Source organism: Niastella vici (genome assembly GCF_002077945.1).
Classification (GTDB): Bacteria; Bacteroidota; Bacteroidia; order Chitinophagales; family Chitinophagaceae; genus Niastella; species Niastella vici.
Genome location: NZ_LVYD01000002.1, coordinates 193,356 through 217,662, shown reverse-complemented (window position 1 = coordinate 217,662; position 24,307 = coordinate 193,356). Strand labels below are relative to the sequence as shown.

The window sequence follows — 24,307 nt, the reverse complement described above, 5'->3', positions numbered from 1 at the left end:
GTAAGAAGTAAGAAGTAGGAGGAAAGAATTAGGAACTAAAAAGTATAAGTTATGAGTTATAAAATTCAAACTCTTCTTACATCCTACTTCTTACTTCTTGTTCCAGTTATTTCGTAGGGTTCACTTGTATTCAAAAAGAATGAAAAAAAGTACGATCATATTACTAAGTTGTTTAGGCGCATTATTAATGTTCCCGCACGCAACAAATTTCCCAGGACGTGTTGCATTGAACGATGCAACACGCTTGTCAGATACCTCGATCGATGAGCTGTTCCGTCATCCGCCCGAACAGGCAAAGCCTTTCGTGCTCTGGTACTGGATGCAGGCCGCCGCTTCGAAAGAAGGCATTACGGCCGATCTGGAAGCCATGAAATCGAATGGTATTGGCGGCGCCTATATGGTGTTTATAAAAGGGGCCGACAGCGTGCCATTGATAAACCCGCCCGCTCAGCAATTGACGCCGCATTGGTGGAGCCTGGTAAAATTTGCCATGCAGGAAGCGAAGCGGTTGAATTTGCAACTGGGTCTGCATATGAGCGATGGCTTTGCACTGGCAGGCGGGCCGTGGATCAAGCCCGAAATGTCGATGCAGCGCGTTGTAAGTACAAAGATTTACACGGCAGGTAAAAAAACGTTCAATGATATTTTGCCTCAACCGGAGAGCAATGAAAACTATTATCGCGATATAGCGGTGTTCGCGTATCCTACCATGATCAAAAAAAGCATTGCCGATACCGCCCTGGTGCCGGTGGTCACCAGCAGTGTGATGGGGATATCGCCACAATTCCTCACCGACAAGCGCAGCCGGCAGAGCTTCAAAAGTGACAGCACCTGCTGGATACAATATACTTATCTTAAACCGTTCACCTGCCGGTCGATTGTGATCAAAACTGGAGGTAACAATTATTCATCGCGCCGGTTAAAGATCCTGGTGAGTAATGATGGCAAACAGTTCCATGAAATTGAACGGATGCAATCGCCCCGGCATGGCTGGCAGGATACCGATGCCGATGTAACTTATGCCATTAAGTCAACCACCGCCCGTTATTTTCGCTTTGAATATAATAAAGAAGGGTTGGAACCGGGCTCGGAAGACCTGGACGCCGCCAAATGGAAACCTGTTTTGAAGGTGAATAGCATCCTGTTGTATGGCGAACCGGTGATACACCAATATGAAGGAAAGAGTGGTGCCGTTTGGCGGGTGAGTGAACGAACAACTGCTGCGCAGGCGCCCGATTCATTATGCGTGCCATTGAACCGCATCATTGATCTTACCAACAAAATGACCCCCGATGGCCGGTTGGTATGGGAGGTGCCCGATGGTAACTGGACCATTATGCGGATAGGTCATACATCAACCGGCCATACCAATGCAACCGGTGGGGGCGGTAAAGGGTTGGAGTGCGATAAGTTCAATCCGGAAGCAGTGCGCCTTCAATTTGATAGTTGGTTTGCAGCAGCTATTCGCCAGGTTGGAACCGAAACAACGAAAGAAGTATTAAAGACATTTTATATTGATAGCTGGGAGTGCGGCAGCCAGAACTGGTCGCCGGTTTTCAGGGCAGAATTTAAAAAGCGCCGCGGCTATGATTGCCTGCCGTATCTTATTGCCATGACGGGCGTGCCGGTGCAAAGCGCCGATGTATCTGAACGGTTTTTGTATGATGTTCGCCAAACAATTACTGAGCTCGTAAAAGATAATTTCTTTGTGACCCTTAAAAAGCTGGCGGCTGAAAAAGGTTGTGTGATGACTGCCGAAAACGTAGCGCCCACCATGACCAGCGACGCCCTGCTGCATTTTCAGGTAACCGATATCCCCATGGGTGAATTTTGGTTACGCAGCCCTACACACGATAAACCTAATGATATGTTCGATGCCATTTCAGGCGCGCATATCTATGGCAAGCAGTTGATACAGGCCGAAGCCTTTACCGAATTGCGCATGGCATGGGACGAGCATCCCGGACTTATGAAAACCCTGGGCGACAGGAATTATGCAATGGGTGTAAACCGGCTGGTGTATCATGTGTTCGTTCACAACCCCTGGCTTAACCGCCAACCGGGGATTACTTTAGGTGGGGTGGGAAGTTTTTTTCAGCGCGATCAAACCTGGTGGAAGCCCGCAAAAGCCTGGGTTGAATATGCGCAACGCTGCCAGGCGTTGTTACAACAGGGAAAACCGGTAGTGGATGTAGCGGTGTTTACCGGTGAAGAAATTCCCCGCCGTTCTGTATTGCCCGATCGCCTGGTAAGCACGTTGCCGGGAATTTTTGGCGACTCTATTGTACAGGCAGAAAAAAAGCGATTGACCAATGCCGGTAATCCATTAAGGGCAATGCCCGAAGGCGTTACACATACAGCCAATATGGCCGATCCTGAAAACTGGGTTGATCCATTGCATGGCTATGCTTATGATTGTATTAATCCCGATGCATTGCTAAAAGCGGCTGTTCGCAATGGCCGGATCGAGTTGCCGGGTGGTGCGAGTTATAAGCTGCTCGTATTACCACAACCGCATTCTTTATCACCCACTGCTAAACGCATGACGCCGGCCATTGCAAAAAAAATTGCGGAACTGGTTCAGGCCGGTGCAACCATAATAGTAAATGATGCGCCTGAAAAATCGTACAGTCTGGAACAGGCGGCTGTTGCTGATAAACAGGTGAAAGCTGTTGCGGGAACAATCTGGAAAAAAGTACCGGCCGGCAAATTGATGAAATGGAAAGTAGGGAAGGGGACGGTGGTGCAGGGGCCGTATAAAGAAAGTTCTTTTGAGCCTATTGGAATTCCAAAAGATCTGGTCGCTATGGATGCTACAGGCAAACCGGCTAAAGATATTACCTGGACGCATAGGAAAAAGGATAGTATTGATATTTACTTTATAAGCAACCAGCGTAATGAAGAAAGAAGGATAGATGTTACGTTGCGGGTAAAAGACTGTTTGCCGGAGATCTGGGACCCGGTTACTGGAGAGCATTCCATTCCTGCAACCTTTAATTCTCAGAACGGTTGTATGATAGCGCCATTGCAACTGGCTGCAAATGGTTCTGCCTTCATTGTGCTGCGGAAAAAGATAGAATTAGCTGGCGTTCTTCCGCATGGGAAAGATCCGGATATAAGAACAATAGCTATAAACAATCCCTGGACCGTTAGCTTCGATACCACAAAAGGTGGCCCTGCACAACCCGTGATTTTTGAACAATTGAAAGACTGGTCAACCGATGACAACAATGCTATTAAATACTATTCCGGTACAGCTGCATACACAACGAATTTGGATTTTACGAAAGCAGCAGAAGAAAAAGTGCGGCTGAATGTGGGTTCAGTTGCCAACCTGGCAACCGTATACGTAAATGGAATTGACTGCGGTGTAGTGTGGACTGCTCCTTACCAGGTTGATATTACGAAAGCGTTGCGCCCTGGTAAAAATGAATTAAGGATTGAAGTAACCAATACCTGGTTCAATCGATTGAAAGGTGATGCTGCATTGCCACAGTCAGCACGCATTACCTGGATTAATGCGGCGTCTTTATATCCAAAGAATAAACCGTTGTTGCCGGCGGGTTTGCTGGGACCGGTAACTTTGCAAATAGAACATAGTATTAAAAATTGAAAATTTTATTTGAGTTATGTATAAACGTATTCATCTTTTCCTCGTCCTGTTGGTAGCGGGAGATTGTGTGTACAGCCAGAACAACAGCCTGGTGAATACCAGCAACAGTGCGCATGTAAAACTGCATCCGGTTGATATCAACTCGGTAAAGTGGACGGGTGGTTTTTGGGGCGAACGCATGCAGGTATGTAAAGATTCCATGGTGCCGCATCTGTGGCGCACTTATACCGATGCCAATGTGGCCCATGCCTATAAGAACTTTGAAATAGCAGCAGGTAAGGATACCGGCACCCATAAAGGCCCGCCATTTCATGATGGTGATTTTTATAAATTGCTCGAAGCGGTAGCCGGTTTGTATGCAGTTACCAAAGATCCAAAGCTGGATGTAATGATGGATACCGCCATCGCCACCATTGCGCAATGTCAGCGGGCAGATGGCTATATTCATACACCCGTAATTATCGCGGAAAAAAACTCAGGTAAAACAAAAGCCTTTGAAGACCGGTTGAATTTTGAGACCTACAATTTAGGTCACCTGATGACGGCCGGCTGTGTGCACTATCGTGTCACCGGTAAAAAAACATTGCTGAACATCGCCATTAAAGCAGCCGATTATCTGGACGCTTTCTACAAGCGTTCTTCCCCTGAACTGGCGCGTAATGCAATCTGCCCCTCCCATTATATGGGCGTTATTGAACTATACCGCACCACCAAAGACCCCAAATACCTGCAACTGGCCATCAACCTCATCAATATTCGCGGGCTGGTTGATAGTGGTACCGATGATAACCAGGACCGGGTTCCTTTCCGTCAACAAAAAACGGCGATGGGGCATGCGGTACGGGCAAACTATTTATATGCCGGTGTGGCCGACGTATATGCTGAAACCGGTGATGATTCCCTGATGGATTGTTTACATCATATCTGGGACGATGTGGTGTACCGTAAAATGTATGTGACCGGTGGTTGTGGCGCCCTGTATGATGGCGTATCGCCCTACGGCATTTCTTATCAACCGCCTTACATTCAAAAAACACATCAGGCCTATGGACGGGCTTACCAGTTGCCGAACATGACAGCGCATAACGAAACCTGCGCCAATATTGGTAACCTGTTATGGAACTGGCGCATGCTGTTATTGTCGGGCGATGCAAAATACGCTGACGTTATGGAGCTGGAATTGTATAATGCTATCTTGTCGGGCATCAGCCTCGATGGTAATAATTTCTTCTATACCAATCCGCTGAGTGCATCAGCAGAGTTTCCTTATACTTTACGTTGGGCCGGTGGCCGCATCCCTTATATCAGTTTGTCAAATTGTTGTCCGCCCAATACGGTACGCACTATGACCGAGGTGAGTGATTATGCGTACACCACTTCCGATAAAGGGGTGTGGGTGCATTTATATGGCGGCAATAATTTAAGTACCCAATTAAAAGATGGCAGTGAGGTGCAAGTAGAGCAAGTGAGCAATTATCCCTGGGATGGACATATTAAATTCACTATAAACAAAGCGGCGAAAGCTCCTTTCTCCTTGTTCCTGCGCATACCCGGCTGGTGTAAAAAAGCCAGCTTACTGGTAAATGGTAAACCGGTAGCTGTTACGGCAAAAGCGGCGCAATACGCTGAAATAAACCGCAGCTGGAAAACAGGTGATGTAGTGGAGCTGAACCTTAGCATGCCGGTAACGTTGATTGAAAGCAATCCGCTGGTAGAAGAAACCCGGAACCAGCTGGCTGTAAAACGCGGGCCCATCGTGTATTGCCTGGAATCGACCGACCTGCCAAAGGGTACAAACGTATTTGATATAACACTGCCTGTAAAGAACGATCTGAAACCGGTATTTACAACCATTAGTCACAGTAAGATCGCTACGTTGCAGGGCACCGCTTTGTTGCAACCAAAAACAGACTGGTCAAATGCATTGTATAAAGAAGTGCGTGCAACCGAAACACCGGTAAAAATTACACTGATCCCGTATTATGCCTGGGGAAATAGAGGAAAGTCTGATATGACGGTGTGGGTGAGAAAGTAAAACCAGGAATTTAGAGATTTCTGGATTTAGAGATTTTGGGATTTGTCGGGAAGTTCAAACCTGTGGAAATCTCAAAATCTCTAAATCTCAAAATCAGAAATTGATATTTTACTTCCTTCATATAATTACGACCCTACTGGTCGTTATCAAACTCCGACATACCCTTCAAAAACTCATTCCGCTCCAGTATCTCCCCATCAAACACATTGATCACGGTTACATGCTGGCTATCGCTTGTAGTGTTATCGGCTTCCATGATCTGCCACACAATGGTTTTAAAGTTTTGATTGTAGTAAATATAAATATCGCCCGGTTTGGTAATGGGTGCTTCTTTATCGGTGGCTGCAATTGACAACGCTTTGGTGCAGGGAATGATCTTTTTTTTCTGGTCAACAATTCCTTCAAACTGTCCTTTCTTTAACAGCTCCCCATTCTGTTTGATCTCCAGCTTGAACACAAAGGGAATATTTCCTTTGAATTGCATTTCATAAAAAATGACATATATAAAGTTCACGGGGTTGTTGTCGGTGTCATACACTACAACCGGCGAGAATAACTTTTCGTTGATGGCTGAGTCGAGGTACTTTACGCTTTTTACCTGAAGGCTTTTAAAAAATGCCGCCGAGGTTTCTTTGATGATCTCGCTTTGTAGCCGCGCCTTCACGGAGTCTGGGATCTGGTTATAGTCGAACCGTTTGAAATCCTGGATAGGCAATTCACCGGGCGCCATCGCCAGCTTATCGAGGTACTTTATTTTTTCACAGGGCGATTGCGCCTGCGCCATGCCAAGCAGCAAACAAAACAATAATGTAGTGAATAGCGATCGCATTGGTTTCCCCGTTTTAATTATTAATGTGCCGGCAACAGATCAATCACATCTTTCTTCCTTTCTTCCGGAATTACGATGAGTGATTGCAGTTTGCCATTTACAACAGATGCTTCTACGGTTGTGTTATAGGGGGCGTGTAATTTAAAATGCACGTCCTGGTTGTTGGGCCATGCAGGAAAGAGGTAGATCTTTCTGCCATCGGCCTGCAGTAGCATTTCCTGTAACCCGGTCATGCCGCTGCCGCCCCAGTTGTGATCGGGTGTCCAGTCGTAGCCTGGTCCCCAGAAAGCCGGAAAGCGGCGGCCGCTGTTCTGTAATTTTTTTGTGGTGAGTTCAAGGGCTTCACTGGCTAAACCTAATCGGGCTGCAAAAATATTATCCTGTTTCCAGCCTACATGACTTCTGAACCTGATGGCATCCGTATCATGTATGAAGGTATTGATGGCGGTGTCGAGCCCCGGTTTTCCAACGCCATAGATGCCCCAGGGAAAAACCGGGTACAGCTGCGGGCATTCTGTATTGTTCACCCGTTCCCACAATTTGGCCGGCGCAATTGTGGTATAGCTACCCATTTGACGGAAACTGATGGGCGGAATGCGCGACAGCATCAATTGCCATTGGGAGCGTGCTGAATCGCTGAGGTAGGTTGCAGGCAATTCCAGTAACCTTGTCAATACCGTTCGCAAACCAGCCACGGTACTGCTGGGGTTATAAGCCATCTTATAAGTTTCAGCAGCGGAGCCGGGATAAATGATGAGTTGGCCATTGCCATCCAGTGTTTTTCTTCCCCGCTTCCCGGCCAGGTATTGATAGTGTTCATTAAAGAAACGCAAACAGCTTTCAATAAATGGAATGTATGCTGCGATATTGTTGCCGCCATACCGTTCTGTTTCCAGCATCATTAAACAAAACTCCAGCACGGTATCCCACTCATATTCGAGCCAGGCATTGTATTCAACGCCTTTGTCGGAATCTGCAGGCCGCTTCCAGCCATATTCTGTACAATTGGGCAGACCGAAATTTTCGAGTTGTTCGGCAAAACAGGCGCCTTTATGGTTCCAGTAAATTTCACTGCGGAGTTCGGCCGTTTGCAGTAGGCGCAGGTAAAAATCAAACTGCGGTTTCATAAGGTCATAATCGCCACTCTTCAGCATGGGAAAATAAACAAGCCGCTGGTTCTGGGCGGTATGTATGCCGCCACCCCAATTCCGGAAATCGGGGGTGAACCGTAAGCTGCTGTCGGTTAATGCGGGATCATACGTGAACAGTCCGCCATTGAATTTGGTAGGATAATTACCAACGGCGTTGCAACCAAGCATATACCGGAACAGCTGGTAATTGCGGCCGCTTTGCCAAAGGACAGAACCGGTATCGGGCCGGTTGGGTTGTATGTAAATAAAGCTGCGTTCCCAGTATTGCTTCCACCAGTTGCGGGTTTGCTGCCAGGCGGTAGCTGTTTGTTTTACGGCATCAGCGGCTACCTGTCGAAGTCCGGATAGCCAGTCTTCGGGAGAAGGGGTTTGGGCAGTATGTAACAGAACAGTAATGCGATGGTCGCGGGTGGCTTTCCTGCTTTGCAATTTCCAGCCCATGAAATCGGTGTCCATATAAGTACCGGTATAGGTTCCGGCTGTCTGCAGGTTGTCGCCCCATAACATGCCGCCGAAAGTAAGATTGGCAAGTGGATTGTATAACTTATCCTTTACCCCTTCAAGGCCCTGTTGCTTTACCGTAACATCAAAAACCGTTGCGGTATCAGTTCGGTTACGATGATAAAACCTGACTATATTACCATCGAAGCTTATATTATCTTTATTAGTAATGACCGGGGCGGGCGGGGCCCATTTAAACGAGTTGGCATTATTGGCTTTGCCGGTATTGGTGCGGTTGGTATAACGCCAGTTTTCATAAGCCACATCGGCTTTCACCGGTGCATTACCTGTAATATCAATATGTATCGCCGGTCGAAAAACATCGACCCATACTTTTATGGTTGTTTGAAGCTTGTTATTGCGGCCATCGATCTGTATATAGCCCTCCTGCAGTTTTAATTCCTGCTTAAAGTATTCACCCTCAAAGGCGTTCGGTGTGCATTTGACACGTATTCGGCCTGATTTTAATAAAGCATTGTTTTCATCGAAGCTGCCGCTTTTAGCAATGTATAGCAGCAGTTCCCCATTTTGAACCCATACATTTAAACCAATATCACCGCCGCCGCAGGGCATTGAGCTGCCTGCATTCGCGCTTTGCGAATTCCAGGTTATGTTATAGGAGGGGAGAACAGGTTGCGCCAACACAACCAACGGTAACAGGCTGCATGCGAAAATGCCAGTAACAAGAAGTAGGCTCTTTGTATTCATGGGCTGTAGTACAATTCAATATTCCCGGTTCGGGATATTAACATCTTGATAAATCCGGGAACTGAGAATCAGCGAATGTAAGTATCTTGCCGTAAATTCTACTGTTATACCATATGAACGCAAAAAATAAAGAGGGTAGCCATAAGAACATCTGGTATGGCATAGGCCGCCAGCGAATTGAGATACCGAAAACAGTACTGAAGCAAAAGGTACAACCTAACGCTTTGTTGAATCAGCTATACGTTTGCAGCCTGGGTTATTATCCGAATGCACGTGGTCACTATACATACCGTAAGAAGGGGTTGCCCGAGAACTTTTTATTTTATTGCGTCGATGGCGCGGGTTGGTACCAGATAGGAGATAAGAAATCGGAAGTGGGGCCCAATCAGTTTTTTATTTTACCGCAGAATGTGGAGCATGCTTATGCCAGCACCGAAGACAATCCCTGGAGCATTTACTGGATCCATTTTGGTGGTGAATCATTACCGCAGTTTAATGAGCTGCACGCGGTGCAAAAACATTTCAAACCATTTTATATAAAGAGCAGCGGGGAAATTGTTACCATGTTCTCCCGCATGTACAAAGCGCTGGAACTGGGTTACAGTACCGATAACCTCATTTTCGCCAATATGTGCCTGCCGCATTTTTTGAGCCTGTTCATTTATAATTCGAAGCATACAACCGTTAGTCCGAACGACAAGCTCGATGTGGTCGACAGCGCCATTTTGTATATGCAGGAGCATATTAATGAAAATATTTCACTGCAGGACCTCAGCAGTCATTACAATTATTCCGCTTCGCGATTCTCAAGCCTGTTCAAACAAAAAACGGGTTATGCGCCTATTGATTATTTTATTCAGATGAAAATGCAAAAGGCCAGCCAGCAGCTCGATTTCAGTACCAACTCGGTGAAAGATATCGCCTTAAGCATGGGGTTTGATGATCCGTATTATTTTTCAAAGCGGTTCCGTAAGATAATTGGATTATCACCTAAGCAGTATAGATCTCAGAAGAAAGATTAGAAGTAAGAAGTAGGAGGTAAGAAGTAAGAAGTAAGAAGTAAGAAGTAAGAAGTAAGAAGTAAGAAGTAAGAGGGCCTCCGATATTCGTACTTAATAACTGAATTCGAAAACTGTATTTCCTACTTCCTACTTCTTACTTCCTACTTCGGTTTTTTCGCGCGCCACCAAAGGACCAATCCAATAACAATGATCGCCATTTGAACAAAAGCCCATACCATCGTGCTCCAGTCCCGAGCCGTTTTTCCCGCCCAATCCATAAAATGATGTTTATGCAACAGGGCAAATGAATAGCCTTCGGCCAGTTCGCTGTCATTGACCCGCGCCGATAATTTACCTGTTGAAGTTTCTATAAAGTACCGCTCATTGTTGTGCAGGTTATAGCTTACTTTCCAAACCGGTAAACGTTTGTCGGCAAAATTGTATTCATCATTGAATTTGGTAACGGGTGTCACCGATCGTATGCTGCTGGCTGCATTATGGCTGAATTGTGCGGCTAACCAGGCTGCATATTTCTCTTCGCCTTGTGGAAGTATGGAATAATCATTTGCATTAATGAATGTAACTGCCGGCATGGGCGCCTCCATGTTTTTCATGACTTTCACATGCAGGGCAGGAGGTTTGTTAGCCATAGTGATAACCCGCCACCAGGGTTGTTCATCCATTTTTACCAGACTAATATTACTGACCGGTTTGTTAATGATCGTTTGCAGTTGCCCAAAGTTAAGTTCAACATCCGGGGCAAATTGATTGCTGATAAAGAACGCATCCCGGTCATCTGTTTTGAATTTTGCAAATGCATGGTACGCGCCGCTGAACGACCAGGCCAGGGTGAACAGTGCCCCAACAATAGCGGTATACCGGTGATTGCGCCGGGCCCTTACCAACGCATGGCCGTTTGCTTTTTTTGTTTTGGTGATACAAAAAATATAGATGCCCAGCACTGCGGTAAAAAATGCCATCAATGCAATGGCAATGATCAATACCAGTTTGAAATTCCCCCATGCATCTAACCACGACCAGGTATGCAGCCATTGAAAGATGGTGTCAAACACTGCCCGCTTATTGTCCATGGCAAATGCAAACCGGTCCTGCGTTGTTTCTACGTACACCCTGATGCCATCGGGTCGGCGAAAGGCCACTTTGTAAACAGGTAATAACCGGTTCACATATTTGTATTCTTTGTCGAATGTTGTTAGTCGTGATACATTGGCCACTTTGCTGCCGGTATTGTTGTTCAGCACACAGGAAGTGGCTGCATTGCAACAATCATGGCCTTCTTCCACCATTGCCACCGGAATGGCAGTAGCTGCAGGGGTTGGGTCCTTAGGCCCATCGAGGAACTGCCGGGCCAGGTATTGCGCATACAACCAGTCGCCCGATGGTAATAGCTTGCCGTTAACGGTGCTTAAATAAACAGGCGCTTTATTTACCTCGGGTTGTACCTGGTAAAAGAATTTGGTGTCAATATGGATCAGCCGTACACTGTGAAAAGCGGTGATGTTATTTTTCTGCAGGGCAACTGTCAATGGTACCCTTATGGCGTTGCTGTCAATTGCTACGGGTGATAATTTTTGTGTAGCCACCTGGGGCTTTATGTTTGTCATCAACGGATGCATGAACCCACTTGCGGCCCACAGCAATACCGGTATGGCAACGATCAACGATAAGGTGCGATGGAGAGAGTATATTTTCTTACGAAACATTTGTGTTGATTAGAATAGGTAGTGTAATTAAAGTTGCCGGTTGCCAGTTACCTGGTACCAGTTGCCGGGGCCTAAATTAAGGGCAGTCTGATTATTGGCAAGCGCCTTGCAATAAGGGCCGGGTAACCGGAAACTGGTAACCGGGAACCCTTTATCGTTTAGCCCCAAATCTGTACGCAATTCCCACATTAAACTCCCTTGGATCGCCAAGGTTATAACTGAGCGTGCTACCCGATTTGCTGGCATAGGTAGAGTAATAGGTATTGGTGGCATTCATGGCATTTACCCAAATTTCAAACTGCCTGATAATATAACCTGCGCGCAGGTTCAGCAGATCATAACCGCCATATTTTTTGGTATTGGTATTATCCATAAAATAAGAGCCAATATGCTGCCATTCGGCGCCTACACGCAAACCTCTTACAAAAACAGGTTTGTACATTATTTCTGCATTGGCAATAAACCGCGGGCCACCCGCCAGCTCATTGTTGTTATAGGCAACGCCTTTTTCAACATAGTCGCCAAAGGTATGTTTGCTGTTGGCAGCACTGAAGCGTACACTCAGCCCACTCACGGGCCGGTAAGTGATACCATATTCAATACCGGTGTGTTTTGTTTTGCCGGCATTCTGGTTCTCGGTGGAGCCGTCGGGGTTCTTTACACTGATGATCTCATTGGTGCCATTGAGCAGGTACCAGCTCCAGTCGGCATACAATTTATTTTTTAACAAAGAGAACCAGCCGCCTACTTCATAATTATAAAACGTTTGGGGGCCCAGGTAGGGCACTTTTACACCTGTGTACAACTCGCTGATCTGCGGGGGTACAAAGCCTTCGCTGTAATTAGCATACAGGCCGGTGCCTTTGTAATTATAGGTAGCGCCCACTTTGGGTGAAAAGCGTTTGAAATTGTTTTTGGTGGAAGGCGCGCCGGTATAGGCAGAAGGCGGCAGGGCATTTTCAAAATCATAATGATAGAAATCGTACCGCAGGGCGGCAGTCAGTTTCAACCCTTTCACCAGCGCTGCTTCATAATGAATATAGGAAGCCAGGTTGTTGATGCCGGTTGTATACTTACTAAGCACAGAGTCGGTGGTGGCATAGCTTACATAATAGCCGCGGCCGTCACGCTGAATGTTGATGAAATTACTGATGTATTTCGATGGACTGTTGTCGACAGAGATACCGGTGATCAATTTGCTGTTCAAAAAATTGAATGATTGCTGATGCTGGGCAATCAGCATATACGTATTGAACGAGCTTTCATTCGTTTCTCCGAATGCCAGGGATGGATTGGTGGCGGAATTCTTTACGCGATACGAGGGGTTTTGTTGCACCGAATTATCGCGGTATACAAACGATACCTGGGTAGTGCTGTTGCTATTCCATTGATGGAATAATTGAGATTTATACCGGATGGCCGGCACTTTGCGATAGGTAAATGTTTGTGGTGTGCTGTAATCTTTATTGGCAAAATGAGCGCTGTCGAGCGAGCCCAGCATGTCGCTGTAATAGTTCACATACGTAATGTCGTTCACCCACTTTGTTTTTTCGCTGATGGCGTAATCGCCGCGAAGGGTAATGCCGGTCTTATGAAAATCGCTGTGGTCAACAGGACCATTGTGGCGGTTGGCATAATAACCGCTTATAAGTAAACCGAATTTGCCAAAGGTTTGTCCCACCTGCACCTCGGCTCTTTTGTAACCGGTATTGGTTGCCTGTACACTTGCCTGTCCGGTAAAAACAGCCGGCGGGGCTTGTGTAATAATATTTATGGCGCCACCAATAGCTTCGGCTCCATATAAAGAAGAAGAGGGCCCTTTAATGATCTCTATCTGGCGGGCGGCTGGCATGTTCATTTCCAGTAAGGCATTGTGATTATACACGCCGGTGGTGCGAATGGGAATTCCATCTTCGAGGTACAGGAACAGGCTTTTGGTGGTCATGGGCTGGCGGATGCTCATTTCATGCTGCTCATTGCCGAGGTTTACCATGTTTACACCGCTTACTTTATTCACCAGCTGATCTATGCGAATGGCTTTGGCGTCTTCCATGGTTTGCTTGCTGATGGTGGCAATGGCTACCGGCGCTTCACTGCGTTTCTGCGCGGTTCTGCTGGCGCTGATCACAATTTCCTGCAGGCTGTTGTTGGTAGTTTGTAAGTTGATCAGCAACCGGTTCTGGACGGCAGCGTTCATTATTGTTACTGGTTGATAGCCTAATGAAGTAATAATGAGGTCGTTCGCGGTATTGTTAAGCGGTAAATTGAAATCTCCCTTATTATTGGTAACAGTGCCCTGGGTGGTGTTTCTGATCATCACAGATGCATTGACCACGGGTTCATGCGTAGCGGCATCGATCACTTTGCCGGTGCAGTTGGTTTGGGCATAGGAACGGGTGCCTGTCAATATGATCAAAAATGCGATCACACAGTTTATAAAGAGTTTCATAGTCATAACGTTGGTGCATACCGCAGGTTGTACAGGGCAATAAAAAGCCTGCCAATGCCTGGGCATGCGTTGGTTGAAGTATTAGAACGAAGCAGGAACAGGTTTACCTATTCAGGTAAAGTTTACAGCATGCCAATAAAAGGCATACAATGCTTACAGGAAGATCAGGAATGTGTTGTTAAGATGAAGTAAGGTGCGCAACTATAGTTGCGGCGGATGGAAAACGGCGTCTATTACCTTTTGAGAGATGGGTTCGGTATACCGCGATATATGTACCGGTTGTTCGTTGATAACAGGGTGGATGGTTTCGGCTTTCTTTTCACTATACAGTACAACCTCGAACTTGAGATTGGAGCCACCATTCAGTGGAGTGTCCTGTGATTTCTCGTCTTTATTCAGCTGCTTATTTAAATAGCATTTACCGTGGCAGCAGGATCTTGGCTTGGTGCGGTTCACACATAAAGTGGCAGCGATAGTCTTTTGATTCATCCTGAAATTCAGGACGATCAGGCCTTTGCTAAAGGTTTGCCCCAGCATGCCAATCAAAAATACTATCGTCCACCATTTGTTCAAAACACGGTAATTTCCGGCAAAGATATCAGGTAAACGAATAAAATGGTTGAAAATTATCAGATTAGCTATTGATATATGTCATATAATTTCCTGTCTTATATCAGGGGCATCATTTTCAGGTGTATGTACTTTTGGATTGTAATTGTTAGTGTGTTATAGATTTTTAAGTAATCGGTGAAATTGAAACGGGAAAGCCTGGCAACCCTGACACGAAGGGCAACCAAAAGAGTGGCAGTCAATAACGACGGGGGGTACTGCCAAACTGATGGAGGCCAGGGCTGAAAGTCGGAAAGTCCGGAGGTTCGAAAGAAACCCTCTCTGTAACTAACTTTCTTATTCCGGACTTTACTGACTTCCCGACTCTCAGGTGTTCTATGTATTGGTTGATATTAGAAAGCTCTTGTTCTTCCCACATACACATTCCGCACATTCAGGTAGGTATCGGCGGTGGGGCCCGGCGAACCACTTGATCCTTCCATTTGCATATTGATTATGATATACATGGGCTTGCCTACGAAATTGCCTGTGTGCTGGCCTTTCCAAACGCCATCGATATAGTAATGAATGGTTACATCGGTGGCAGTGGATTTTGTCATCCAGATGCGATACTGATGCCAGCTGCCCGGTGATGATACATTAGTAATGATAGAAGATACATCGCTTGAGGTACGGAAGGTATTCTGCCATACATTGGTATTTCCCTTGAACTCCATGATATCGCTTTCGGGCGGCCAGCTGTTTACGCCGGTAAGCCAGAATGCAGGCCAGGAACCCTTTACAGAGGGCGCCTGAAATTCTCCCCTGATCTCATAATTGGGGAACTGGTCGTTCACCAGCACCTGGAATTTGGCATTGATGGCCCCGGAATGATAATGAATGGGCAGGTAAGGCGATGAACTGCTGTTGCCTTCATTCCAGGTTATGTAGGCTGCTTTAATATGGAGCACGCCCGATGCATCGAGATAAATGTGATTGTGATCGGTTGAACTGCCATACATCCGGGCCGTGCCATTGTGATCGGATCCCCAGGGATACAAATAATTCCAGTACTGTTCAAACGTGGTGTAATTGGCGAAGGTGTTGTCGATAACGGTTTCAAAAGCTTCGGGGATGCCTGTTCTGTTTTCGCCGGATGTTGTGGGTTCTTTGATCGTTTTTTTACATTGAACCAATAGTAATGCCAATGGAATGGCCAGGATGAATGGTCTCATTTTTTTCATATGACTTGTTTGGGTGAAATGTGAATGGTCAATGGTCAATCGGCCCACTTTATGCGGCTCTAATGACAATTGGCAATCGTTAATTCCTATGCTTGTAACTCTTAAGCGTACACTAATATAACTCATTTTATGCCCCGGAACCTCAAGTGGATAAATAAAAATGTCATTTGTACACCTGTTGTCCTCTCATTTAAATAGCTGTTTTGTGTTCAGTGGGTTATAAATTAGTAACATCAGCATGATGAACGCAGATATGACAGGATCGTTGATTTTGGGCCTAAAAATAACCGTGCCAGCAAAAAAGTTTTGTAATTCCAATTTTTGGTTACCTTTACGGCACTTTAGGGGTGTCCATTAAGCGGACTGAGATAATACCCTTTGAACCTGATGCAGTTCGTACTGCCGAAGGGAAAAGTGAAAGTCTTCTTTTATTTTCTTTCTCTTTTACTCTCTTTTGCTGCATGTTCATTCCCTGAAGTGTATTTAAAATTCGTAGGTATGAACATTCTTATCAATCAACAATCCAGGGACATTCCCGATTCCTGTTCATTGGAGCAATTGCTTACCCAGGTATTAGGCATACCGGTGGCCGGTTTGGCGGTAGCGGTTGATCAAACCGTTATTCCCAGCACCGAATGGCCGGCATATATGTTATGTGAAGCAGATAATGTAATGTTAATAAGAGCAACACAAGGAGGATAAGTAATTTGATAATGGAATACAGTTTCCGGTTACAGGGTGCCGGTTGCCAGGATTTAAATTTCGGGCACTCTGCAGGTAATCGGGCTCCCCAAATTTTTCGCCTGGAAACTGGAAACTGGTAACTGGTACCCGGTAACAGCAACAATCACAATTCACGACTTAAAATATTATTATGAAAAAAGAGTCTGTTCCTAATCAAAATAAAATAACGACCGATCCTTTTCCGGCTTCGCGGAAGATATATGTAAAAGGATCATTGCATGCCGGGGTGGAAGTGGCCATGCGCGAGATCTCGCTCACCGATACTGCCTTACATGGCAAAAAGGGCGCTACCGAAAAAAATGCCTCGGTCACTGTATATGATACCAGCGGTCCATACACCGACCCCAATGTGGTCATCGACGTAAAGAAGGGGTTGTCTCCTTTACGTGAGAAATGGATCATCGATCGGCAGGATACGGAGCAGTTGCAACAGGTATCTTCTTCGTATGGCCTTGAACGGTTGAACAACGATAAGCTCGATGCTTTCCGCTTTGAACACCTTCGCAAACCCCGGCGCGCCAAAAGCGGTTCTAATGTAAGCCAGATGCATTATGCCAAAAAAGGCATCATTACACCGGAAATGGAATACATCGCCATTCGGGAGAACCAGCGCTATGATCTGTTGAAAGAACAATTGAACGGCAGCTATGCCATGCTGGCGCAACAACATGCCGGCCACAGCTTTGGCGCCAATACACCTAAAACACATATTACGCCCGAATTTGTACGGCAGGAAGTGGCTGCCGGCCGGGCCATCATTCCCAGCAATATCAATCACCCCGAAAGCGAGCCCATGATCATCGGGCGTAACTTCCTGGTGAAGATCAATGCCAATATTGGTAACTCGGCTGTTACTTCCAGCATTGAAGAAGAAGTGGAAAAAGCGGTGTGGGCCTGCCGCTGGGGCGCCGATACCATCATGGACCTTTCAACCGGAAAAAATATTCATGAAACCCGCGAATGGATCATCCGTAATTCACCTGTTCCCATTGGTACCGTTCCTATTTACCAGGCACTGGAAAAAGTGAATGGAAAAGCCGAAGAGCTTACCTGGGAACTGTTCCGCGATACATTAATTGAACAGGCAGAACAGGGCGTTGATTATTTCACTATTCATGCGGGTGTGCTGTTGCGTTATATTCCTTTAACCGCCAAACGGGTAACCGGCATTGTATCCCGTGGCGGCAGCATTATGGCCAAATGGTGCCTTGCCCATCATAAGGAGAGCTTCCTTTATACGCATTTTGAAGAGATCTGCGAGATCATGAAAGCGTATGATGTGGCCTTTTCCCTGGGCGATGGATTGCGTCCCGGCAGCTTGGCCGATGCCAATGATGCCGCGCAATTTGCCGAACTCGAAACATTAGGCGAGCTCACCAAGATCGCCTGGAAGCACGACGTGCAAACCATGATCGAAGGACCCGGTCACGTGCCCATGCACCTGATCAAAGAGAATATGGAGAAGCAGTTGCAACATTGCCATGAAGCGCCTTTCTATACGCTCGGACCTTTAACCACCGATATTGCACCGGGTTATGATCATATTACTTCTGCTATTGGGGCGGCCATGATCGGTTGGTTTGGAACCGCCATGTTATGTTATGTAACGCCTAAAGAACATTTAGGATTGCCCAATAAAAAAGACGTAAAGGATGGTGTGATCACGTACAAGATCGCCGCCCATGCCGCTGACCTGGCCAAAGGACACCCCGGTGCGCAATACCGCGACAATGCATTGAGCAAAGCGCGTTTTGAATTCCGTTGGGAAGATCAGTTCAATCTTTCGCTCGATCCTGATACGGCAAGGGAATTTCATGATGAAACCCTGCCGGCCGATGGCGCCAAGGTGGCGCATTTCTGTTCCATGTGCGGACCCAACTTCTGCTCTATGAAGATCACCCAGGATGTTCGGGAGTATGCTGAAGAGAACGGTTTGCAGGATGCAGATGCGTTGCAGAAAGGAATGGAAGAGAAGTCAAAGGAGTTTGCTGAAAAAGGAAGTCAACTGTATTTGTAGTTACCGGTTACCGGATTCCGGTTACCGGGCAAAAAAAATCGGAGACCCCGGCTCCTGGCAGGGTGATCGACATTCAAGCCCTGGTATCTGGTAACTGGCAACCGGTAACTGTACCTTTTGTTGCGCTATGTTTTCATTAATAGTCATATCACAACCAACTATGCTTCCTGGTGAAGCGGCCATCATTCAGCAATTGTTTGAAGCAGGACTGGAAATTTTTCACCTGCGCAAACCCGATGCAGATGAACGGGCAATAGGAGCATTGCTCGATGCCATTCCATCTATGTATCATGATCGCATTGCCTTGCATAGCTTTCATCAGCTGGCAAAGGAATATGATATTCGCCACTTGCATTTTACAGAAGAACACCGCCGGGAAACAGATTCAGCAAGATTGTCGCAACTGAGAGACGAAGATTATAGGCTGAGCACTTCTGTACATGAGCTTTCTGAGCTGGAAACGTTATCGCATTATTTCTGGTATACCTTTTTTTCACCGGTGTTCGATAGTTTGTCGAAACCCGGTTATAAAGGATTTGCAGAAGATGGTTTTTATCTCAGTCAGGAATATAAACCGGTGCCGGTGATTGCACTGGGCGGTATCGATGCAGATAATATGGAAAAGGTGGCCGACATGAATTTTGATGGAGCGGCGGTATTGGGAATCATCTGGAATGAACCGGCGAAGGCAGTTGACAATTTTAAATTATTAAAAAAGCAACAGGAATTGATCTGGCGGCAACAATTCTGTCCCAAATCAAAGAAAGGACAATCGTAAAAAATGCAATCACTACGACCATATGTATTGACAATAGCGGGTTTTGACCCCAGCGGCGGGGCAGGGGTGCTGGCTGATTGCAAGACCTTTGAACAGCATGGCGTGTATGGCTTTGGGGTTTGCAGTGCTTTAACGGTTCAAAACGATGATACTTTTTTGAATATTCACTGGCTGAGTGCTGAACGGATCATTGAACAATTAGAACCGCTGCTCAGTAAGTTTGTGGTGTCGGCCTGCAAGATCGGGATCATCAATTCGCCCGAAACCCTGCTAACGATCATCAGATATTTGAAAGAATACAATCCCGCCATACACATCGTGTGGGACCCCGTGCTGAAAGCAAGCGCCGGTTACGATTTTCATGCGGTGAATACCTTTCACAACCTGGAAGCCATACTGGCGGCCATCACACTGGCAACGCCCAATTACAATGAGTTGCAGCAACTGCAATCTATCATCGACGAGCCATTGATAAAAGAGGACCGCGCTGCTTTTTGTGCGGTTCTATTAAAAGGCGGGCATCGGCCCGATGCATTGGGCATCGATACGTTGTATGAACCGGTTGGCAGCACCACCTTGTTGGCAGGGGTACAACAAGTATTCCCCAAACATGGATCGGGTTGTGTATTGTCTGCCGCCATTACTGCCCGGCTGGCGAAGGGAGAAAATTTACCCGGGGCATGCCGCGGCGCGAAACAATATGTAGAAAACTTTTTAAACAGTAACCAGTCATTGCTGGGATATCATTCAATATGTTAGAACGTTTGTATTTCATTTCACAGCAAACAGCGGCAAAAACGCATTTGGCGGCCATTGAAGAAGCGCTGGCGGCAGGTTGTAAGCTGGTGCAGCTGCGCGTAAAGAATCAATCTGAAGCAGAAGTGCTGGAGCAAGCTAAAACTGCCAAAGCTCTGTGTGACCACTATAACTCGAAGCTGATCATCAACGATTATCCGCAGGTAGCCAAAACCGTGGGCGCCTGGGGTGTTCATGTGGGCTTGCAGGATATGCCGGTGGATGCAGTGCGCGCCATTGTGGGCCCGCAAATGATCGTGGGCGGTACCGCCAACACTTTTGACCAGCTGAAGCAACGGGTGAATGAAGGCGTTGATTATGTAGGGTTAGGCCCGTACCGGTTTACTGCAACCAAAGAAAAGTTAAGTCCCATCTTAGGGCTCGAAGGCTTTCAACGTATAATGGACCAGGCCCGGGCGGCGGGTTTTCAATTGCCCATTGTGGCCATCGGTGGCATTGTGGCCGATGATGTAGCTGGTTTAAGAGATGCCGGTGTATATGGCGTAGCCGTTTCCGGGGCTATGAGCAATGCGGTTGATGCAGCCGCTGTGGTTACATTGATCAACAAAAATTACGAACATGTTAACGATCGCAAATAAAACATTCAATTCAAGATTATTCACCGGTACAGGCAAATTCAGTTCTGCCGATCAAATGGAAGACGCCTTGCTGGCATCGGGTTCTGAACTGGTGACGGTGGCGTTAAAACGGGTTGATATGAACAATCCGCAGGATGATATCCTGCGTCACCTGCAACATGCGCATATAAACTTATTGCCCAATACTTCGGGTGTTCGTACGGCTAAAGAAGCGGTATTTGCTGCACAGCTGGCGCGGGAGGCCTTGCAAACAAACTGGCTGAAGCTGGAAATTCATCCCGATCCCAAATACCTGATGCCCGATGCGGTAGAAACCTTACGTGCAACCGAGGAACTGGTAAAGCTGGGTTTTGTGGTGTTGCCGTATATTCATGCCGATCCGGTATTATGCAAACGGCTCGAAGAAGCGGGCGCTGCCGCGGTAATGCCCCTCGGTTCTCCCATTGGCAGCAACAAAGGTTTAAAAACAATTGATTTCCTGGAGATCATTATTGAACAAAGTAAAGTGCCCGTGGTGGTGGATGCCGGTATCGGTTCTCCTTCCGACGCCGCCAAAGCGCTGGAGATTGGCGCCGATGCCGTGCTGGTGAACACGGCCATTGCCGTAGCAGGTCAACCGGTACAAATGGCCAGGGCCTTTAAAATGGCAGTGGAAGCCGGACGAATAGCATATGAAGCCCGGCTGGCCAAACCCTTGAACACCGCAATTGCAAGTAGTCCATTAACGGCTTTTTTAGATGAATACCATGGATAGTTTTATCAATATATTCGATCAGTATAACTGGGACGAGGTCAGGGAACGCATTTACAGCAAAACCGCTGCCGATGTGGAAGCCGCGCTGGTAAGGCAAAGCAGAACGCTCGATGATTTTATGGCGTTGATCTCGCCCGTAGCGGCAGCTTACCTGGAACCGATGGCGCAGTTGAGTCAACAACTAACGCAGCAGCGGTTTGGGAAAACGATACAGATGTATGTGCCCATGTATCTTTCCAACGAATGCAATAATATTTGTACGTATTGCGGGTTCAGTCTCGATAATAAAGTGCGCCGCAGAACACTCTCGGGTACAGAGATCGTGCAGGAAGCCATGGCCATAAAATCGATGGGGTATGAGCATGTGTTGCTGGTAACGGGCGAGGCTAACCATACCGTGCATGTGCCGTATTTTAAAAATGCCATCGGTCTTTTGAAAGATCATTTTGCGCATATTTCCATGGAAGTGCAACCGCTCGATGAAGCCGATTACCGCGAGCTGGTGAATGAAGGATTGCACACCGTGCTGGTGTACCAGGAAACTTATCACCGCGATGATTATAAAAAACATCATCCCAAAGGAAAGAAATCGAATTTTCAATACCGCATTGAAACGCCCGACCGCCTCGGCAGGGCAGGGGTGTACAAGATCGGTTTGGGCATACTGATAGGACTGGAAGACTGGCGCACCGATTCTTTCTTTACGGCCCTGCATTTGCAATACCTGGAACGCACGTACTGGCAAACAAAGTACAGCATTTCCTTTCCGCGCCTGCGCCCGTTCTCGGGCGGGTTGGAACCGAAAGTGGAAATGGTTGACCGCGAGCTGGTGCAACTGATCTGCGCCTGGCGCATCTTTAACCAGGAAGTGGAATTGTCATTATCAACCCGCGAGCATCCCCGCTTTCGTGATCATATAATGCGGTTGGGCATCACCTCTATCAGTGCCGGATCAAAGACCAATCCGGGTGGGTATGCCGTTGAGCCCGGATCGCTGGAGCAATTTGAAATAGCGGATGAACGCACACCGGCCGAAATGGCCCGCGTTATTTCGTCAATAGGTTATGAGCCTGTGTGGAAGGATTGGGACAAGACCTTGTCGAAACATTTTTAGTTACCAGTTGCCAGTTGCCGGGCTCAAATTAACAGCAGGTTAAATATTGGCGGGCATTCCGCATTAAGGTCCTGGTAACTGGTAACCGGTGACTGATTCAACACTCACCCTTTGACCATAATCATCTTCCCAACTAATAAATATCATCCCTTACTCATAGTTTGCAGGATAGCTTTGGTGTCAAATAAATGACCATGAAAAAGATCCTGCTGGCAATAAATGCCGATCACGTTGACACCGAGATCATTCACTTTGCCTGTAATATAGCCACGCAAACCCATTCTGCGCTCACCGGTTTTTTTATCACCCCTTACCGGGAAGAAGAACAGGTGATCAACATGGCATTTGGGATGCCGTACGTTGAAAACCTGGTGGTAAAAGAACTGCCTGGCATGGCCGCCATTAAAGAAAAGCTGGAACTGCACATCAGCCAGTTTGAGCGTACCTGTGCGGTGAAGGGTGTTCGCTGTAATGTTGTTTGCAGCAATACGCAGTTCGCTGCCCAATCTATAATTGAGGAAAGCCGGTTTGCCGACCTCCTGATCATGCAGGCTAACATGACGTTTGAAGATAAGCTCGAAGAAGCGCCTACCGGTTTTGTAAAAGAGGTGCTCGCTGAAGCCGAATGCCCGGTATTGGTGGCGCCGCTGAACCTGGAAGATATCAATGAAATTGTATTTGCCTATGATGGCAGCCGGGCGGCTGTTTTTGCCATCAAACAATTCACTTACCTGTTCCCCGAGCTGGCCGATAAAAAAGCCATTGTATTGCAGGTGAATAAGGACGACACATTGCCTGTTACAGAAAAAGAGAAATTGGGAAAATGGCTGCGGATGCATTACTCAAGCATCGGCTTCCAGGTGTTGCAGGGAAAACCAACTGATGAATTGTTCGGCTACCTCCTTGGCAAAAAAAATACCATAGTGGTGATGGGTGCCTATGGCCGCAACTGGTTGTCGGAACTTTTTAAACCCGCTACTGCCGGATTGCTTTTGAAGGCCATCAACCTGCCTTTCTTTATTACACATTATTAATTCCCGCTAAAAAATATTTTATGAAAGGATTGGTATTGTATAAAGGGAAATACGGCGCTACCCGTGACTATGCCGGGTTTATTGGTGAGGCATTGAAATGGCCGGTGTATACCCCCGAACAATTATTGACACCAACACTGGCTGCCGCAGATGTACTGGTTATCGGCAGCTCGGTATATGAGGGTCGCTTACTGTTACATGGCTGGTTAAAGAAACATGCGGAGCAATTAAAGAATAAGAAAGTTTTTCTGTTTATCGTATGCGCCACGCCGGCAGATAAGAAAAATGTGCTTGAGCAGATCGCCAATAATAATATACCGGCTGCATTGCGTGAGCATATTGTTGTACACTTTCTGCGCGGCCGGGTGGTCATTAAAGACCTTAACTGGCTCGATAAGCTGATGCTGAAGTTTGCGGCCAAAAGCACCAAAGACCCCGATGAAAAACAACGGATGCTATATGGCTTTGATGCGGTGAACCGGGAAAATGCGGTTCCGCTTATAAATGCGCTGAAAGCGCTGCAAACAGATACGCCGGGCCTGGTAGCCGATGAGATTGCTGATTTAGGGATTTCGTGATTTTGAGATTTCTTTTAATTCATGGCCTTCGACAAATCTCAAAATCCCCAAATCTCGAAATCTCAAAATGTTACGTATTATGTATCATGA

General features: G+C 46.7%; 18 protein-coding genes and 1 riboswitch. Of the genes, 12 read left to right on the top strand and 6 right to left on the bottom strand.

The window, feature by feature from the left end; all coding sequences use genetic code 11:
- Positions 1–139 precede the first annotated feature (139 nt).
- Positions 140–3,613, top strand: coding sequence for a glycosyl hydrolase (locus A3860_RS04365; protein WP_081145336.1), 3,474 nt, complete (start codon positions 140–142; stop codon positions 3,611–3,613).
- Between the two features lie 16 nt (positions 3,614–3,629).
- Positions 3,630–5,648, top strand: coding sequence for an aceric acid hydrolase (locus A3860_RS04360; protein WP_081145335.1), 2,019 nt, complete (start codon positions 3,630–3,632; stop codon positions 5,646–5,648).
- 133 nt (positions 5,649–5,781) lie between these two features.
- On the opposite strand, the gene A3860_RS04355 is transcribed toward A3860_RS04360, so the two are convergent.
- Both A3860_RS04355 and A3860_RS04350 read right to left on the bottom strand, forming a co-directional pair.
- A complete protein-coding gene (locus tag A3860_RS04355) occupies positions 5,782–6,477 on the bottom strand; it encodes a hypothetical protein (RefSeq protein ID WP_081145334.1) in 696 nt (231 codons plus the stop codon).
- 20 nt (positions 6,478–6,497) lie between these two features.
- Complete coding sequence (locus A3860_RS04350; RefSeq protein ID WP_081145333.1) at positions 6,498–8,837, bottom strand: DUF5703 domain-containing protein; 2,340 nt, start codon at positions 8,835–8,837, stop codon at positions 6,498–6,500.
- A 113-nt stretch (positions 8,838–8,950) separates the two neighbouring features.
- Here A3860_RS04350 and A3860_RS04345 point away from each other — a divergent pair, with 113 nt between their 5' ends.
- Positions 8,951–9,859: an AraC family transcriptional regulator gene (locus tag A3860_RS04345; RefSeq protein ID WP_081145332.1), complete on the top strand. Its 909-nt coding sequence runs from the start codon at positions 8,951–8,953 to the stop codon at positions 9,857–9,859.
- Between the two features lie 140 nt (positions 9,860–9,999).
- Here A3860_RS04345 and A3860_RS04340 read toward each other — a convergent pair whose 3' ends face one another.
- From A3860_RS04340 to A3860_RS04325, 4 genes are all read right to left on the bottom strand, one after another.
- Entirely contained in the window at positions 10,000–11,562 is a 1,563-nt protein-coding gene (locus tag A3860_RS04340) for a hypothetical protein (RefSeq protein WP_081145331.1), read from the bottom strand.
- 151 nt (positions 11,563–11,713) lie between these two features.
- Positions 11,714–14,011, bottom strand: a complete 2,298-nt coding sequence (locus A3860_RS04335; protein WP_245843471.1) for a TonB-dependent receptor — start codon at positions 14,009–14,011, stop codon at positions 11,714–11,716.
- Positions 14,012–14,212: 201 nt separating this feature from the next.
- Complete coding sequence (locus A3860_RS04330; RefSeq protein WP_143773935.1) at positions 14,213–14,584, bottom strand: hypothetical protein; 372 nt, start codon at positions 14,582–14,584, stop codon at positions 14,213–14,215.
- Positions 14,585–14,973: 389 nt separating this feature from the next.
- Positions 14,974–15,804 carry a LamG domain-containing protein gene (locus A3860_RS04325; protein ID WP_081145328.1) on the bottom strand — a complete coding sequence of 277 codons (831 nt, stop codon included), beginning with the start codon at positions 15,802–15,804 and terminating at the stop codon, positions 14,974–14,976.
- Positions 15,805–16,137: 333 nt separating this feature from the next.
- Positions 16,138–16,232, top strand: a riboswitch (TPP riboswitch).
- 70 nt (positions 16,233–16,302) lie between these two features.
- Between A3860_RS04325 and thiS the strand changes: the two genes are divergently transcribed.
- The 9 genes from thiS (at position 16,303) to A3860_RS04280 (ending at position 24,217) form a co-directional block, all read left to right on the top strand.
- A complete protein-coding gene (gene thiS, locus A3860_RS04320; RefSeq protein WP_081145327.1) occupies positions 16,303–16,506 on the top strand; it encodes a sulfur carrier protein ThiS in 204 nt (67 codons plus the stop codon).
- Positions 16,507–16,678: 172 nt separating this feature from the next.
- The gene (gene thiC, locus A3860_RS04315) at positions 16,679–18,565 is read left to right on the top strand and encodes a phosphomethylpyrimidine synthase ThiC (RefSeq protein ID WP_081145326.1); all 1,887 of its coding nucleotides are present in this window, start codon (positions 16,679–16,681) and stop codon (positions 18,563–18,565) included.
- Positions 18,566–18,725: 160 nt separating this feature from the next.
- Positions 18,726–19,343 carry a thiamine phosphate synthase gene (locus A3860_RS04310; RefSeq protein ID WP_216823373.1) on the top strand — a complete coding sequence of 206 codons (618 nt, stop codon included), beginning with the start codon at positions 18,726–18,728 and terminating at the stop codon, positions 19,341–19,343.
- A 3-nt stretch (positions 19,344–19,346) separates the two neighbouring features.
- Complete coding sequence (locus A3860_RS04305; RefSeq protein ID WP_081145324.1) at positions 19,347–20,102, top strand: hydroxymethylpyrimidine/phosphomethylpyrimidine kinase; 756 nt, start codon at positions 19,347–19,349, stop codon at positions 20,100–20,102.
- Positions 20,096–20,737: a thiamine phosphate synthase gene (locus A3860_RS04300; RefSeq protein ID WP_081145323.1), complete on the top strand. Its 642-nt coding sequence runs from the start codon at positions 20,096–20,098 to the stop codon at positions 20,735–20,737. The genes A3860_RS04305 and A3860_RS04300 overlap by 7 nt, the downstream gene beginning before the upstream one ends.
- Positions 20,718–21,491 (top strand): thiazole synthase, encoded by a 774-nt coding sequence (locus A3860_RS04295; RefSeq protein ID WP_081145322.1) that lies wholly within the window; start codon positions 20,718–20,720, stop codon positions 21,489–21,491. The genes A3860_RS04300 and A3860_RS04295 overlap by 20 nt, the downstream gene beginning before the upstream one ends.
- Positions 21,475–22,605, top strand: coding sequence for a 2-iminoacetate synthase ThiH (thiH, locus tag A3860_RS04290; RefSeq protein WP_216823372.1), 1,131 nt, complete (start codon positions 21,475–21,477; stop codon positions 22,603–22,605). The genes A3860_RS04295 and thiH overlap by 17 nt, the downstream gene beginning before the upstream one ends.
- A 194-nt stretch (positions 22,606–22,799) precedes the next feature.
- The gene (locus A3860_RS04285) at positions 22,800–23,639 is read left to right on the top strand and encodes a universal stress protein (protein WP_081145321.1); all 840 of its coding nucleotides are present in this window, start codon (positions 22,800–22,802) and stop codon (positions 23,637–23,639) included.
- A 20-nt stretch (positions 23,640–23,659) separates the two neighbouring features.
- Entirely contained in the window at positions 23,660–24,217 is a 558-nt protein-coding gene (locus A3860_RS04280; protein WP_081145320.1) for a flavodoxin domain-containing protein, read from the top strand.
- Positions 24,218–24,307: the final 90 nt, after the last annotated feature.